The organism is Duganella violaceipulchra (assembly GCF_019166075.1).
In the GTDB taxonomy this organism is placed as follows: Bacteria; Pseudomonadota; Gammaproteobacteria; order Burkholderiales; family Burkholderiaceae_D; genus Rugamonas; species Rugamonas violaceipulchra.
In genome coordinates, this window is the sequence record NZ_JAHTGR010000007.1 from 131,697 (window position 1) to 146,508 (window position 14,812).

Consider the following 14,812-nt stretch of genomic DNA (forward strand, 5'->3'; position numbering starts at 1 on the left):
CCCTTTCCGGTTGCGGGGTTAGTGCGTGACGCCGCCCGCCTCGCGCATGTCCACATCGTGGGCCATCGTGGTGCGGATGGCGATGCGCAGGCCTTCGACCATGTCTTCCAGCTTCATGCTGGCCGAACCCGGATGCGCGGCCGCCTGCTGCGGCAAATACGGAATGTGAATGAAACCGGCGCGCATGGTCGTGCCCCACTCGTGCGCCTGATGCATCAGGCTATAGAACACGTGGTTGCACACATACGTACCCGCCGTCTGCGATACCGACGACGGCAAGCCCGCCTCGCGCAGCGCATGCACGATCGCCTTGATCGGCAACGTGGCAAAGTAGGCCGCCGGGCCGTTGGTGACGATAGGCTGGTCGACGATCTGCCGCTTCTGGTTGTCGGCGATCGGCGCGTCGTCGATGTTGATGGCGATGCGCTCCACCGACAGGTCTACCCGGCCGCCCGCCTGCCCCACCGCGATCACGATGCTGGGCTGGAGCTCTTCCACCGCCTGGTGCAGCATCTTGCTGGCCTGCCCGAACACGCACGGCAGCTGGCGCGAATGAACCACGAAGTCGCCTTCGTGCCAGCCCTGAAGGGTGCGCACCGCTTCCCACGAGGGGTTGATGGTCTCCTTGTTAAACGGTTCGAACCCGGTCAACAATATTATCTTTTTCATCTACATGGACTCCGTTTGCCGCGCTGTTTGTGCGCTACTCTACTCCAACTCACGTGCACGTCACATGTTCATTAGAAAATAAAGAAGTGCAATATTAGCAAGCAATAGCGGCAACGCGGTGCCCACCTGGATCTTCACCACGGCGTTCTTGTCGGGCAGCTCCAGCAGCGCGGCGGGTACGATATTGAAGTTGGCGGCCATGGGTGTCATCAGCGTGCCACAGTAGGCGCTGAACATGCCGATCGCCGCCATCACCGCCGGATTGGCGTGGTACACGCCGACCAGCACCGGTATGCCGACGCCGCCCGCGATCACCGGAAACGCCGCGAAGCCGTTGCCCATGATGACGGTGAACAGCGCCATGCCGATGCAGTACACCGCCACCGCCACCAGCCGCACATCGAGGTTGATGTAGGATGTGACCACGTGCGCCACCGCCTTGCCCATGCCGGCCTCGGTGAACAGCAGGCCTAGCACCGCCAGCATGTGCGGCAGCACCACCGCCCAACCCAGGTGATCGATCAGGCGACGCGATTCGCGCATCGCCTGCATCGGCGTGGCGCGCGTCAGCCAGCACGCGGTGGCCACAGCGAACAGCGAACCGCAACCCAGGCTGACCAGGGTGGCGTTCTTCGGATCGAGCAGCAGCAGGCCGCCCAGGTGCACATCCTTGAGCAGGGTCGAACCGATCACCGTGGTCGCCGGGATGATCAGCGCCGGTATCAGCAAGCGATGGCCGAGCCGCTGCGCGCTGCTCTTGCGTTCCTCCTGCGTGCGCTCGCCGTAGCGGCCCAGCGCCACGCCGCCGAAGCCGGCGATCAGCGCCATCACCACCATCAGCACGCCCGCAGCCACCGGCGGCAACAGTTCGCCAGCCAGGTAGACCACGGCGTACAAGGCCCAGAACAAGGCGCTCGAATAGCGCTTGGGATTATGTTTGTCGGTGAGCGACATGTACGCGACCAGCAGTAGCATCGCGCCCAGCACATAGTAGAAGTAATCGAGCTTGAGTATCATGCCGGCTCCTTCACCGCCAGCATGGCGCGGGCGATGTGCGCGTCCAGCCGGTGCAGGCGATACGAGTGGATGAGGAAGGCAGTCACCGCGGTCGGTATGCCCCACAGCGCCATATGCAGCGGATCGACTTCCAGCCCCTCTGCGCGCAGGATGGTCTGCATCAGCAGGATGGCGCCGAAGGCCACGAACACGTCTTCGCCGAAGAACAGGCCGACGTTGTCGGTGGCGGCGGACATGGCGCGGATGCGGTGCCGCAGCTCCTCGGTCAGCGCCGGGTAGCGCACCTCGGCGGCGCCTTCCGCCATCGGCGCGATCAGCGGGCGCACCATGTTCGGATGGCCGCCGATGCTGGTCAGGCCGAAGGCGGCGCTGATCTCGCGGATCGCCAGGTAGACGATCAGCAGACGGCCGGTGGTGGCGGACTTGATGCGGGCAATCGACGCCTGCGCATGCTCCTTCAGCCCGAAGCGCTCCAGCAGGCCGATGGCGGCCAGCGGCAGCAGCAGGATCAGCGGCAGGTTGCGGGTCTTGATGAAGGCCGTGCCCAAGGTGGCGAGCAGGTGCTCGACCGGCATGGCGGCGGCGACGCCGGTGACGGCGCAGGCGGCGATCACCACCAGCACAGGATGGGCGCGCAGGGCGAAGCCCAGGATGATGACGGCCACGCCGAGCAGCGGCCACAGATTGACGACGGTATGATTCACGAATCAGGCTCCATCCATAAAAAAAATCCCCGCACATCTTACGATGCGCGGGGATTTTCAGATAGCGGTCAATTTAGAAGTTGACCTTGAAGGTGCCGCCCCAGGTGCGCGGCTCGTTCAACATACCGGTCAGGTTGTCGAAGTCGATGGCGCCGAGGATCACGCGCTTGTCGGTGATGTTGCGGCCGAACAGCGCCACTTCATACTTGCCGTTGCCCCACTTGTAACCGGTGCGCACGCCGCCTTCAACCAGCGACTTGGCCTTGTATTCAGGCGCTTCGTACAGGAAGAAGTTGTAGCTGCTGCGGTAGGTCCAGTCGGTGTAGGCATAGAACTCGCCGTTGCCGATGTCCTTGCTGTACTTCAGCGTGAAGTTCAGCTGGGTCTTCGGCGCGCGCGGCAGCGGGTTGCCATCGATCTTGGACGTGCCGGCGAACGGGCCCGCCGCATTGGTCGGGGTGCAACCGTAAGGGTTAGGCGCGGTGTTCGGCAGGTTGCCGCAGTATTGCACGAACAGGTTCTTGTCCTTGATCTCGGTATCGTTGTAGCTGCCGCCCAGGGTCATGCTGAACTCGTCGCTCAGATTGGCCTGGAAGTCCACTTCAACGCCCTGGCCGGTCACTTTTTCAGCGTTGATCAGCTGGTTCATGTTGATCGTGCCGCTACCGGCGGTCAGCTGCTTGTCCTTGACGCGGTACTGGAACACCGAGGCGCTCAAACGCGCGCGCTTGTCGAACAGGTCCTGCTTGATACCGGCCTCATACGACAACGCTTTTTCAGCGCCGGCGAACGATGGCTTGTCGCCCAGGCCGTTCAGGCGACCCTGCATCGACGGCGCGCGGTAGCCGGTGGCCACGCGGGCGAACAAGTTGGTGGTCTTGTTCAGCTCATAGGTGCCGCTCATGTCCCAGCTCATATTGTGCGAGGTGTTGTCGATCTCGAACGGGCCGGACATCTTCGGCGGTTCGTAGCGCACAGCCGAGAATTCCTTCTTGTCGGTGGTGTAGCGCAGGCCGCCGCGCAGCTTCAGCTTGTCGCTGACGGTGTAGTTCAGCGAGCCGAAGGCAGCCCACGACTTGGCATGCTGGAACTGCTGCGCGTAGGCGGCGTTCTGTGGATTGCCAGGAGCGAAGGTGTTAAAGCTGATCGAGTCGATCTGGATGTCTTCGTTGAAGAAGAACAGGCCGCCAATCCACTGCAACGGGCCCTTGTAGTTAGACTCGGCGCGGAACTCTTGCGAGAACTGCTTGTGGTTAGGCAGCAGGTCGGCCGTTTCAACCGCGAACGGGATGTAGCCGGGACCGTACGGCGGTGCGTACGACGCGCCGTAGCCGCCATCGACGTCGGCACGGCTGTTGAACTTCAGCGTTTCGTAGCCGGTGATCGAGTGCAGCGTGATGTCGTCCAGGTTGTACTTCAGGCGGACATTGCCGCCCTTGGTGGTCAGCTTCTGGTAGTTGATGCCGTCGCTCGGGTAGGAGCTGTAGTCGAAGCCGTCGACCAGGTCGTTGGTGCCCTTCTTGATGATGTTGGCGCGGAACAGCGTGGCGCTGCCGTGGTAGTCGCGCTCGTGGTAGTTGAACAGCGCGCTGAAGTCCTTGTTGGGCTTGACCAGCGCCTGCAGGCGGAAGGCGTTGTCGCCGTAGCCTTCGAAGTCCTGGGTGCCCTTGTTCGGGGTTGGATTGGTGTTGTGCACGCGGTCGCCGCGGTGCTGGCTGGTGCCCGAGAAGCGCAGCGCAACGGTATCGCTGACCGGGATGTTGAACATGCCTTCGGCGGTCTTGGACGAGTAGTTGCCCAGGCCCAGGGTCAGGTAACCCTCTTGCTTGAAGACCGGCTTGGCCGAGTCGAACTTGATCACGCCGGCCGGCGAGTTGCGGCCGAACAGCGTGCCTTGCGGGCCGCGCAGCACTTCAACCTGGTCCACGTCGAACACAGGGAAGCCCTTCAGCATGGCGTTTTCCTGCACGATGTCATCCATCACCAGGCCCACCGGCTGGGAAGCGTTCAGGTCGAAGTCGGTGTTGCCCAGGCCGCGAATGTAGAAACGCGGGAAGGTGCGGCCATAGTCCGATTCCACGTTGACCGACGGCGAACGGCCGGCCAGGAAACGGATGTCGGCGGCGCCCGAGGTCAGCACGTCGAGCTTGTCGCCCTTGAGCGTGGCGATCGACATCGGCACATCCTTGATGTTCTCCGCGCGGCGCTGCGCCGTCACGATCACGGTTTCCAGCTGGCCTTTGGTGGCCGCTTCCGGGGCATCGGCGGCTGCATCGGCGGCCATGGCCGCGTGCAGGGGGAATGCGCTTGCAACTGCCAACGCGATCAGCGATCGCGCTGCGTAACCACTACTTTTTTTGCTCATGAGTCCTGCTCCCTATTGTGTAGGCAAGGTTGAAATATCAATCCAGAATCTCGCCTTCGCCGTTGATGACAGCGGGCGATGTCTTTGTTTATATTGGTAAAAATGTATCGGAACTACGACGTTTCGCATAAAAATATGCAAACTACCAACCATGCTAGCATGGAAAAAAATGACAGAAACTCACTTTCTGAGTGATTCGATTCATATCAATTTTATATAAATAGCTAAATAAAATCGAATTTGTCGTACATATCGACGCTGATGCATAGTAGTGGACGGCCTCCAACCCAGGCCGCTCAGCACGGGAAAACCACCCTGCTTGCAGGTAAATAGTTGATTTGCAAGGCAAGACCGGATGCCCTGAAAGCCCCGGCCCATGCGGAATATTATTTATCCAACAAGCAGGAAATTTTTCCAATCGGACAAAAAAGCAACAGCACAAAAATATTAAATTCGGCACTAACTGTTGCGGCAGTGCGACATGATTCCCAGCACTGCGCACCAGGACACAATCTTGGACGGAAGATCTAGATGAATAACATGCTCGAACATAGCCGCCTGCGCGCGGTCGGCGATCTGGGACAACAAATCTGGCTCGACAACCTGAGCCGCAACCTGCTCGCCTCCGGCCAGCTGGCGGACCTGATCGCCGCCGACGGCATCCAGGGCCTGACGTCCAACCCGGCGATCTTCTACCACGCCATCCAGCACGACAGCGCCTATCAGGCCGCCCTGCCGCAGCTGCGCAGCGCGCTGGCGACGCCGGAAGCGCGCTTCGAGGCGCTGGTGCTGCCGGACGTGCAGCGCGCCTGCGACCTGTTCGCGCCGCTGTACCGCGAGTCCGATGGCCGCGCCGGCTTCGTCAGCTTCGAAGTGTCGCCGCGCCTGAGCCACGACGTTGAAGGCACCATCGCCGCCGCCAAGCGCCTGTGGGCCGCCATCGCCCGGCCCAATGTGATGATCAAGATCCCGGCCACGCCGGCCGGCATCGCCGCGCTGGAGGAAGTGATCTACGCCGGCATCAACGTCAACATGACGCTGATCTTCACCGCCAGCCAGATCCACGCAGTGCGCGCCGCCCACCGCCGCGGCCTGGCGCGCCGCCTGCAGGACACCGCCTCGGTGCAGCGCATCGCCAGCGTCGCCAGCGTCTTCATCAGCCGCATCGACGTCGCCGTCGACGCCCTGCTGGAAAACTCCGCCGACAGCGGCGCCGTCGCCCTGCGCGGCCGCGCCGCCATGACCGCCGCCCGCATCGCCTATCACGACTGGAAGAACGACGGCGGCTTCTCGGTGTTTGCCGCCTTCGGCGCCACGCCGCAATGGCTGCTGTGGGCCAGCACCGGCACCAAGCACCCGGAGCAGCGCGACGTGCGCTACGTCGAAGGCCTGATCGGCCCGCACACCATCAACACCGTGCCCGACGCCACCCTGGCCGCCTTCCGCGACCACGGCGAGGCGGCGGCCACGCTGCTGGACGCCGACATCGACGCCGACCGCGCCGTCATGGCGCAACTGGCGCGCCATGGCATCGACCTGGAAACGGTGGGCCAGCAGTTGCTGGCCGCCGGCTTGCTGCAATTTGAACAAGCTTTTGACAAACTACTGGCGCTGACGGCGTAAATCGCCGGCAAACCCCGAGGCAAACCTCTAAAAATCAGGGGTTTGCAGCGATAAACCGCCGCCAGATTACATGTTTCATCCAATAAAAATATACAATATCGATCTTCCAGGAGCCTATTCATGAAACTTTCACAACTTAGTTTGACGGTTGCAGCACTGTTTATCGCTGCCAGCGCGTCCGCGGCTGACCCAAAACTGGGCATCGTGTATGACGCAGGCGGCAAGTTCGACAAGTCGTTCAACCAGTCCGCTTTTGAAGGCGCCTCGCGCTTCAAGAAGGAAACCAACATCAATTTCATCGAGGTGCAAGCCTCCAGCGACACCCAGGCCGAACAGGTGCTGCGCGGCCTGGCCCGCAAGAACCTGGACCTGATCGCCTCGATCGGCTTCGCCCAGCAGGCAGCCGTGCAGAAGGTCGCCAAGGAATTCCCGAAAGTCCGCTTCGTGCTGATCGACGGCGTGGCGCAAGGCGCCAACGTCAACTCCATCACCTTCAAGGAAGAAGAAGGCTCCTACCTGGTGGGCGTGGCCGCAGCCATGGCGTCCAAGTCCAAGAAGCTGGGCTTCATCGGCGGCGTCGACATCCCGCTGATCCGCACCTTCGCCTGCGGCTACGCCCAGGGCGCCAAGTCGGTCAATCCGAAAATCGAAGTCAGCAACAACATGGTCGGCACCACCTCCGATTCGTGGAACAACCCGGCCAAGGGCGGCGAACTGGCGCGCTCGCAGTTCGACCGCGGCGTCGACGTGGTGTTCGCCGTGGCCGGCGGTTCGGGCCTGGGAACGCTGCAAACCGCCAAGGAAAAAGGCAAGCTGGCCATCGGCGTCGACTCCAACCAGAACAGCCTGTACCCGGGCACCATTCTGACCTCCATGGTCAAGCGCGTGGACAACGCCGTGTACGAATCCTTCATGCTGATGAAAAACGGCACCTGGAAGGCCGGCGTCACCGCCAAGGGCCTGAAGGAAAACGGCGTCGATTGGGCGCTGGACGAGAACAACCGCAAGCTGATCACGCCGGAAATCGAAAAGCGCGTCATTGGTGCCCGCAAGGACATCATCGACGGCAAAGTAAAAGTCATCGACATCCGTTCGGGCGCTGCCTGCCCGGCCTGACACCTGTTTGAACATTGAGCGCGCCGCCGGGGTTCTTTCCCCCGTGCGGCGCGTTTAATTTTCACTTAACTCCGCACCGAAAACGATCCTATGCAGCCAGCAGTAGAATTTCGCGGCATCTCCAAGCATTTTGGGGCCGTCAAAGCGAACACGGACGTCAACTTTACCATCGCCAAGGGTTCGATCCACGGCCTGGTGGGCGAGAACGGCGCCGGCAAATCGACCCTGATGAGCATCCTGTACGGATACTACCGCGCCGACGGCGGGGAGATCCTGCTCGATGGCCAGGCGCGCAACATCCGCAACAGCCAGGAAGCGATCACGCTGGGCATCGGCATGGTGCACCAGCACTTCATGCTGGTCGAGAACATGACCGTGCTCGATAACGTGATGCTGGGCAGCGAAGGCGGCTTCCAGCTCAAGTCCAAGCGCGCCGCCGTCGAGGCCCAGCTGCGCGAGATCTGCACCCGCTACCGCCTCGACGTCGATCCGCTGGCCACCATCCACGACCTGTCGGTGGGCGCGCAGCAGCGCGTGGAGATCCTCAAGCAGATCTACCGCAGCGCCAACATCCTGATCCTGGACGAGCCGACCGCCGTGCTGACCGCGCAGGAGACCGAGTCGCTGTTCGAGATCCTGCGTCTGTTCAAGGAACAGGGCAAGACCATCATCCTGATCACGCACAAGCTGCAGGAGATCCTCGACATCACCGACACCGTCACCGTGATGCGCGGCGGCCGCGTGATCGGCGCCGTGGCGACCGCCGGCACCACCAAGGAAGACCTGGCCAACATGATGGTCGGCCGCCCGATCGAGAACAACCTGCCGCGCAAACCGTACAATCCGGGCGCGCCGGTGCTGCACGTCGAGAACCTGCAGCTGCAGGACGAGCAGCAGGTCAAGCTGCTGGCCGATATCGGCCTCACGCTGCGCGCCGGCGAGATCGTCGCGATCGCCGGCGTGTCCGGCAACGGCCAGAGCGAATTGATGGAGATCCTGTCGGGCATGCGCCTGCCGACTTCCGGCAAGCTGGACTTCCTGGGCAAGGCGCTGCCGTTCGCCGGCCGCTCGGATGCCGACGGCCTGCCGCGCACCTTCCGCGACCTGGGCATCGCCCACATTCCGGAAGACCGTTTGCGCGACGGCGTGGTGAAGGCCTTCTCGGTCATGCACAACACCATCCTCGGCTACCAGGACAAATTGAAAAACCGCTGGGGCCTGTTCGACTTCAAGGCCATCGCCGCGCGCTGCGCGGAGCTGATGAAGAACTTCGACGTCCGCCCCAACAACCACGACCTGCGTATCGGCCTGCTCTCCGGCGGCAACCAGCAGAAGGTGGTGATCGCCCGCGAAGTGCTGGCGCAGCCGAAGCTGATGCTGGTCGGCCAGCCGACGCGCGGCGTCGACATCGGCACCATCGAAAGCATCCATACGCAGCTGCTCGCCTTGCGCGACTCCGGCGTGGCGATCCTGCTGGTGTCCGTGGAGCTGGAAGAAGTGCGCGCGCTGGCGGACCGTATTTTGGTCATGTGCGGCGGCCGCATCACCGGCGAACTGAAAATTGAGGAATTCGACACGACCCGTATCGGCTTGCTGATGGGCGGAATGCACAAGACATGAATAACCACGACCTGCCACGCTGGGCTACCGCGTTTGTAATGCCCGTCCTGAACCTGTTGTCGGCCCTGCTGGTGGCCGCGCTGGTGATCTACCTGCTGGGCGAAAGCCCGGTCGAATCGATGGGCATCCTGATCAACAGCGCCGTCATCAATCCCGAGGGCTTGAGCTACACGCTGTTCTACGCCTCGACCTTCATCTTCACCGGCCTGGCGGTTTCGATCGCCATGCAGGCCGGCCTGTTCAACATCGGCGCAGAAGGCCAGATGTACTTCGCTGGCTTGGGCCTGACGCTGGCCATGCTGACCTTCGACAGCTCGCTGCCGATCTGGGTGCTGATCCCGATCGGCATGCTGGGCGCGGCGCTGTTTGGCGCGCTGTGGGCCTTCCTGCCCGGCTACCTGCAAGCGAAGCGCGGCAGCCATGTGGTGGTGACCACCATCATGTTCAACTACATCGCCGGCGCGCTGATGAACACCGTCATCGTCAAATACCTGGTGCCGGTGGGCGAGCAGAATCCGGCCAGCCGTGCCTTCAGCGCCGCCGCCGAAATGCCGCGGCTGAACCAGTGGTTCCCGGTGCTGGGCGAGACGCCGCTCAACATCAGCTTCTTCCTGGCGATCATCGCGCTGGTGATCTACGGCGTGATGGTGTCGCGTTCCTCGTGGGGCTTCAAGCTGCGCGCCACTGGCCTGAACAAGCATGCGGCGCACTATGCGGGCGTCCGCATCAGCAAGATGATCATCACCGTGATGCTGATCTCGGGCGCGCTGGCCGGCCTGGGTTCGGTCAACTCCATCATGGGTTCGACCCACTACCTGTCGCTGAACTTTGTCGGCGGCGCGGGCTTCGTCGGCATCGCGATCGCGCTGATGGGACGGCAGCATCCGGTCGGCATCTTCCTGTCGGCCGTGCTGTTCGGCGCGCTGATCCAGGGCGGCTTCGACCTGTCGCTGGAAAAGCAGAACATTCCGCCTGAGACCTTCATCTTCATCCAGGGCCTGATCATCCTGTTCTGCGGCGCGATGGAGAACTTCTACGCCCCCGCCATCGCCGCCCTGATCAAACGGAAAAAGTGAGACTGTCATGACTTTTGAAGACCTCCAAATCGGCAGCATCCTGGTGTCCACCGTGCGCAATGCGCCGGTGCTGATTTTCGCCGGCATGGCCGGCCTGTTCGCCGAACGCTCGGGCGTGATCGACATCGGCCTCGAAGGCAAGATCCTGGCCTCGGCGTTTGTCTCGGCGGCCGTGGCCTTCGCCACGCAGAACCCGTGGTACGGCGTGGCCGCCGGCATGCTGGTGTCGATCCTGCTGGCGACGCTGCAAGCCTACGTCGCGATCACCCAAAAGGGCAACCAGCTGGTGGCCGGCATCGCGATCAACATCGCCATGAGCGGCCTGACCTTCGTGGTCGCGCAGTTCTTCTTCCAGCAGGGCGGACGCACGCCGGACCTGGGCCAGGCGCGTTTGTTCGACGTGGTGCTGCCCGGCAGCGCCGCCGTTGAAGGCATCCCGTTCATCGGCTGGCTGTACGCGTACCTGATCGGCGGCCATTCGGTGCTGGTGTACCTGGCGTTCGCGCTGGTGCCGCTGGTGCACTGGGTGCTGTACCACACGCGCTTCGGCCTACGCCTGCGCGCCTGCGGCGAGAACCCGCACGCGGCCGATGCGGCCGGCGTCAGCGTCGAGCGCCAGCGCTACATGGCGATGCTGATCGCTGGTGTCCTGTGCTCGTTCTCGGGTGCTTACCTGGCGATCGTGCAGAGCGGCTTCTTCCTGCGCGACATGTCGGCCGGTGCGGGCTACCTGGCGTTGACGGCGATGGTATTCGGTAACTGGCGTCCGGTGTACACCTTCCTCGGCTGCCTGATGTTCGGTTTCTTCGGCGCGGTGCAGATCCAGATCGAAGGCGTGGACCTGCCGCTGGTCGGCCGCCTGCCAGGCTCGCTGATCCAGATGGTGCCTTACGTGGTCACGGTAATCGTGCTGGCCGGTCTGATGGCCAAGTCGGTGGCGCCGAAAGCGCTGGGTACGCCGTTCGTCAAGTCTCGCTAACGCAGCGAGCGCATATAGGACAGCAGGTCGGCGACCTGCTGTTCATCCTTGATTCCCCAAAAACGCATGCTGGTCCCCGGCACCACGTCGTGCGGCGCACACAGGTATGCGGCCAGCGTTTTCTCATCCCACACCAGTCCCGACTTCTTCATCGCTTCCGAGTACTTGTAGTCCTTGGTCGACGCCGCGCGCCGGCCGATGATGCCGTTCAGCTGCGGCCCGAAACCGCCCTGCGCATACGGCCCGACCTGATGGCAGGAGGCGCAGCGCTTGAACAGCGCCTCGCCGACCCTGGCATCGCCCGCCGCCGAGACCTGCCCTGCCACCAGTAGAACCGCTAAAAAATATGCTCTCATGCGGAGATCTTATCGATTTTTAAAAACAGCGTAGCGGGCACGCCGAACAAGGCCGCCAGCTTCCCCGCCAACTCCACGTCGATCTTGCACTGCCCGGCTAGCACCGCATCCAGCTCCACCGGGTCCAGTATTCCCTGAAAATCATCCGCCGTCCGCTCGCCCTGCTCTATTAAAAACGCCAGCATTTCATGAGGCTCACTGTCTGTCATCGGGTAGCGCTTTTTTTCATATTCACTGATCATTTGCGCCAGCAGGTCAAAGAAACTTGATAGTGGATGCGAGGGTTTTTCGTAAACTGCATCCCAAATCGCATCCAATAATTTCAGCGCATCCCGATGATCCGCATCGGTGCGCAATGGCCGCAAGCCCGTTATCCGCTCAAAAGATATCCATGCAGCCTGCAGTTCAGCGACGTCGGGCGCGATAGAGCCTGGATCAGTCGGATTATTCATGATTTAATTTGTCCCTTGAGAAACTGGCGAGTCCATTTATCGTATTCGGAATGCGTCAACACCCAGCGGATCTGCACAGTGTCCGTACTATATTCAATTCTCGAAATGATTCGATATTTATTGCCACCGACATTGAATATCGTGAACGGCGCGGCGTAGTCCGCGTGACGAAACATTTGCCGAAGATGGACATAGTCTGGAAACGAGGTTCCTGACATTGCCTGCCGCCAATGAGCGACGGGCGCTCGCGCGTTCGGGTGAAGCGAGCAAAACTCATCGATCAGATTGGTGGCAATCAGGCGCATACGCCACTATATGACTGTAGTCCATTTGCCGATTGAGCGCACACAAAGAGTGCGGTTGGGACTGCGGATTTTTGCAGCCCAGCTCGGTTCAGGAAACGGGCAGCAGGTGCAGCGCGGCGTATTGGAGCAGCATGATGGTCTTGCCGTCGGCGATGCGGCCGTCGGCCATCATTTGCATCGCTTGCTCCATCGTTAGCTCCAGCACTTCGATGTCCTCGCCCTCCTCCTCGATGCCGCCGCCATCGCCGATGCGCGAGGCGGGATCGTATTCGGCGACGAAGAAGTACAACCGTTCCGTCACCGAACCGGGACTCATGAAGGCTTCGAACACCTTGCGCACCTCGCCCACGCGGTAGCCGGTTTCCTCCTCCACCTCGGCCTTGATGCGGTCCTCCGGGCTGGCCTGGTCCAGCAGTCCGGCGGCGGCTTCGATCAGGAAGCCGTCATGGCCGTTGCCGTAGGTCGGAAAGCGGAACTGCCGCACCAGCACCACCGTGCGACGTTCGCGGTTGTACAGCAGGATGGTGGCGCCATGGCCACGATCATAGGTCTCGCGCGTCTGGCGCTGCCAGCTGCCGTCGTTGCGACGGTAGTCGAAGGTGGTCTTTTGCAGCAGGAACCAGTCGTCGGACAAGGTTTCCACTTGGTGGATGCGGATGCGGTCTTCAGGCATGTCGATCTCCTTGATCAAGGTTGCGTTTTTTTACGATATCATGCAATATCGTGCAACATCAAGAAAATTCATGCATATGCTAACACGTCAAAGAAAAGAACTGCTGATCGCCCGCCTGAAACGGGACGGCCAGATCGTCGCCAAATCGCTCAGCGAGGAGCTGGGGCTATCCGAGGACACCATCCGCCGCGACCTGCGCGAGCTGGCGGCGGAAGGCTTGCTGCAACGGGTGCACGGCGGCGCGCTGCCGCTGGAGCTGCCCGCCTCGCCGGCGATGGCCAACTTCGCCCAGCGCCAGCAACTCTCCAGCGACGCCAAGCCCGCCATCGCGCGCGCTGCGGCGGCCATGATCGCGCCGGGACAAGTGGTGTTCATCGACGGCGGCACCACCGCCGTCCAGCTGGCGCGCGCGCTGCCGCCGACGCTGCGCTGCACCGTCGTCACGCACAGCCCCAGCATCGCGGTGGAGCTGGCCGAGCATCCCTTGATCGAAGTGATTTTGATCGGCGGCCGCCTGTTCAAGCACTCCATCGTGGCGATGGGGCCGTCGGCGCTGGAAGCCATTGCACAGATCCGCACCGACATCTTCTTCATGGGCGTGTGCAGCCTGCATCCGCTGCAAGGCATCAGCACCGGCGACTACGAGGAAGCCGGCATCAAGCGCGCCATCGCGGCGGCGTCGACGAAGACGGTGGTGCTGGCGTCGCCGGAAAAGCTCGACACCGCATCGCCGTTCCAGATCGCGCCGCTGGAGCGCATCGGCGCGATCGTGGTCAATGCCGGCGTGCCGGCGTCGCTGCTGGCGCCCTACCGCGCGCTGGGGATCGAAGTGGCGCTGGCGCCTTGATGCGCCTGCTGTTTCTCGATGCAGGCTGACAGCACTGAAAAACTTGGCGGCGCGCCATCGGCCATGGCACACTAACTGTTTTGCGGGGTGCAAGCGGTATGAAGCGGAACAAGAGCGATCGATTGCGCAGGCGATGGAGCACGCTGCTGCTGGCGGCCTGCGTGCTGGCGGCTCCGGCATGGGGCGCGACCCACCTCACCTATCCGCTCACCAGCGACGGCATCGACAGCCGCTACGACTACGACTGGGCGGTACTGCGGGCGGCGCTGGAAAAGACCACGCCGCGCTACGGCGTCTTCGAACAGCACCAATCGCGGGTGGCGATGTCGCCGCCGCGCGTGGTGCAGGAAATGTCGTCGCCGTCGGGACGCATCAACATCTTCGTGCGCGCCACCTCGCCCGACCTGGAGCGCCAGTTCCTGCCGGTGCGCCTGCCAGTCGACCGCGGCCTGCTGGGCTACCGGCTGCTGCTGATACGCGAGGCCGACCAGCAGCGCTTCGCCGGCATCAAGACCGTCGCCGAACTGCGCCAGCTGCGCGCTGGCCTGGGCCAGGGCTGGGCCGACATTCCCGTCTTCGAAAAAGCCGGCGTGCCGGTGGTGGAAGGCAGCAGCTACGACGGCTTGTTCGCCATGCTCGACGCCGACCGTTTCGATTTCTACCCGCGTTCCGTCGACGAGGCGATGCGCGAATTCCAGGAGCGCCGCGCGCAGCATCCCAATATGGCGGTGGAACAAACGCTGCTGCTGCACTACCCGCTGCCACGCTACTTCTTCCTGCGGCGCGACGCCGAGGGCCGGCTGCTGGCCAAACGCATCGAAACCGGCATGGAGTTGATGATCAAGGATGGATCGCTGAACGCCTTGTTCCAGCGTTACAAGGGCGACTTGATCAAGAACACGGCCATGCACAAGCGCCGCGTGATCAATCTCGCCAATCCCAAACTCACGCCGCAGACGCCACTAGCGCGCGGCGAGCTGTGGTTCAATCCCCTCACCGGCAAGTAACAG

At 62.4% G+C, this 14,812-nt stretch carries 15 protein-coding genes; 7 read left to right on the forward strand and 8 right to left on the reverse strand.

The genetic code is table 11. The features are described from left to right. Positions 1 to 18 precede the first annotated feature (18 nt). The 4 genes from pcp to KVP70_RS14880 all read right to left on the reverse strand — a co-directional run bounded on the left by pcp (position 19) and on the right by KVP70_RS14880 (position 4,755). Positions 19 to 669 (reverse strand): pyroglutamyl-peptidase I, encoded by a 651-nt coding sequence (gene pcp, locus KVP70_RS14865; protein WP_026335056.1) that lies wholly within the window; start codon positions 667 to 669, stop codon positions 19 to 21. A gap of 60 nt (positions 670 to 729) precedes the next feature. Continuing rightward, the gene (locus KVP70_RS14870) at positions 730 to 1,686 is read right to left on the reverse strand and encodes a DUF979 domain-containing protein (RefSeq protein ID WP_217943004.1); all 957 of its coding nucleotides are present in this window, start codon (positions 1,684 to 1,686) and stop codon (positions 730 to 732) included. Beyond that, positions 1,683 to 2,390: a DUF969 domain-containing protein gene (locus KVP70_RS14875; RefSeq protein ID WP_217943005.1), complete on the reverse strand. Its 708-nt coding sequence runs from the start codon at positions 2,388 to 2,390 to the stop codon at positions 1,683 to 1,685. Before KVP70_RS14875 ends, KVP70_RS14870 begins: the two co-directional genes overlap by 4 nt. A gap of 73 nt (positions 2,391 to 2,463) precedes the next feature. Further along, a complete protein-coding gene (locus KVP70_RS14880; protein ID WP_217943006.1) occupies positions 2,464 to 4,755 on the reverse strand; it encodes a TonB-dependent receptor in 2,292 nt (763 codons plus the stop codon). Positions 4,756 to 5,286: 531 nt separating this feature from the next. On the opposite strand from KVP70_RS14880, the gene tal reads away from it, so the two are divergent. The 5 genes from tal (at position 5,287) to KVP70_RS14905 (ending at position 11,169) form a co-directional block, all read left to right on the forward strand. Beyond that, a complete protein-coding gene (gene tal, locus KVP70_RS14885) occupies positions 5,287 to 6,378 on the forward strand; it encodes a transaldolase (protein WP_217943007.1) in 1,092 nt (363 codons plus the stop codon). 120 nt (positions 6,379 to 6,498) lie between these two features. Further along, positions 6,499 to 7,494: a BMP family lipoprotein gene (locus tag KVP70_RS14890; protein ID WP_217943008.1), complete on the forward strand. Its 996-nt coding sequence runs from the start codon at positions 6,499 to 6,501 to the stop codon at positions 7,492 to 7,494. 90 nt (positions 7,495 to 7,584) lie between these two features. Beyond that, positions 7,585 to 9,114 (forward strand): ABC transporter ATP-binding protein, encoded by a 1,530-nt coding sequence (locus KVP70_RS14895; protein WP_217943009.1) that lies wholly within the window; start codon positions 7,585 to 7,587, stop codon positions 9,112 to 9,114. Further along, positions 9,111 to 10,190, forward strand: coding sequence for an ABC transporter permease (locus KVP70_RS14900; protein WP_217943010.1), 1,080 nt, complete (start codon positions 9,111 to 9,113; stop codon positions 10,188 to 10,190). The genes KVP70_RS14895 and KVP70_RS14900 overlap by 4 nt, the downstream gene beginning before the upstream one ends. A 7-nt stretch (positions 10,191 to 10,197) precedes the next feature. Next, positions 10,198 to 11,169, forward strand: a complete 972-nt coding sequence (locus tag KVP70_RS14905; protein WP_217943011.1) for an ABC transporter permease — start codon at positions 10,198 to 10,200, stop codon at positions 11,167 to 11,169. Here the strand turns inward: KVP70_RS14905 and KVP70_RS14910 are convergent. The 4 genes from KVP70_RS14910 to KVP70_RS14925 form a co-directional block, all read right to left on the reverse strand. After that, positions 11,166 to 11,525 carry a c-type cytochrome gene (locus KVP70_RS14910; protein ID WP_217943012.1) on the reverse strand — a complete coding sequence of 120 codons (360 nt, stop codon included), beginning with the start codon at positions 11,523 to 11,525 and terminating at the stop codon, positions 11,166 to 11,168. The two genes, KVP70_RS14905 and KVP70_RS14910, sit on opposite strands and share 4 nt — an antisense overlap. Beyond that, complete coding sequence (locus KVP70_RS14915; protein ID WP_217943013.1) at positions 11,522 to 11,977, reverse strand: helix-turn-helix domain-containing protein; 456 nt, start codon at positions 11,975 to 11,977, stop codon at positions 11,522 to 11,524. The genes KVP70_RS14910 and KVP70_RS14915 overlap by 4 nt, the downstream gene beginning before the upstream one ends. After that, complete coding sequence (locus KVP70_RS14920) at positions 11,974 to 12,282, reverse strand: type II toxin-antitoxin system HigB family toxin (RefSeq protein ID WP_217943014.1); 309 nt, start codon at positions 12,280 to 12,282, stop codon at positions 11,974 to 11,976. Before KVP70_RS14920 ends, KVP70_RS14915 begins: the two co-directional genes overlap by 4 nt. Before the next feature lie 88 nt (positions 12,283 to 12,370). After that, complete coding sequence (locus KVP70_RS14925; RefSeq protein WP_217943015.1) at positions 12,371 to 12,955, reverse strand: NUDIX domain-containing protein; 585 nt, start codon at positions 12,953 to 12,955, stop codon at positions 12,371 to 12,373. Positions 12,956 to 13,031: 76 nt separating this feature from the next. On the opposite strand from KVP70_RS14925, the gene KVP70_RS14930 reads away from it, so the two are divergent. Continuing rightward, positions 13,032 to 13,802: a DeoR/GlpR family DNA-binding transcription regulator gene (locus KVP70_RS14930; RefSeq protein ID WP_217943184.1), complete on the forward strand. Its 771-nt coding sequence runs from the start codon at positions 13,032 to 13,034 to the stop codon at positions 13,800 to 13,802. A 98-nt stretch (positions 13,803 to 13,900) separates the two neighbouring features. Continuing rightward, on the forward strand, positions 13,901 to 14,809 hold the full coding sequence (locus KVP70_RS14935; RefSeq protein WP_229224836.1) for a transporter substrate-binding domain-containing protein: 909 nt from the start codon (positions 13,901 to 13,903) through the stop codon (positions 14,807 to 14,809). Positions 14,810 to 14,812 lie beyond the last annotated feature (3 nt).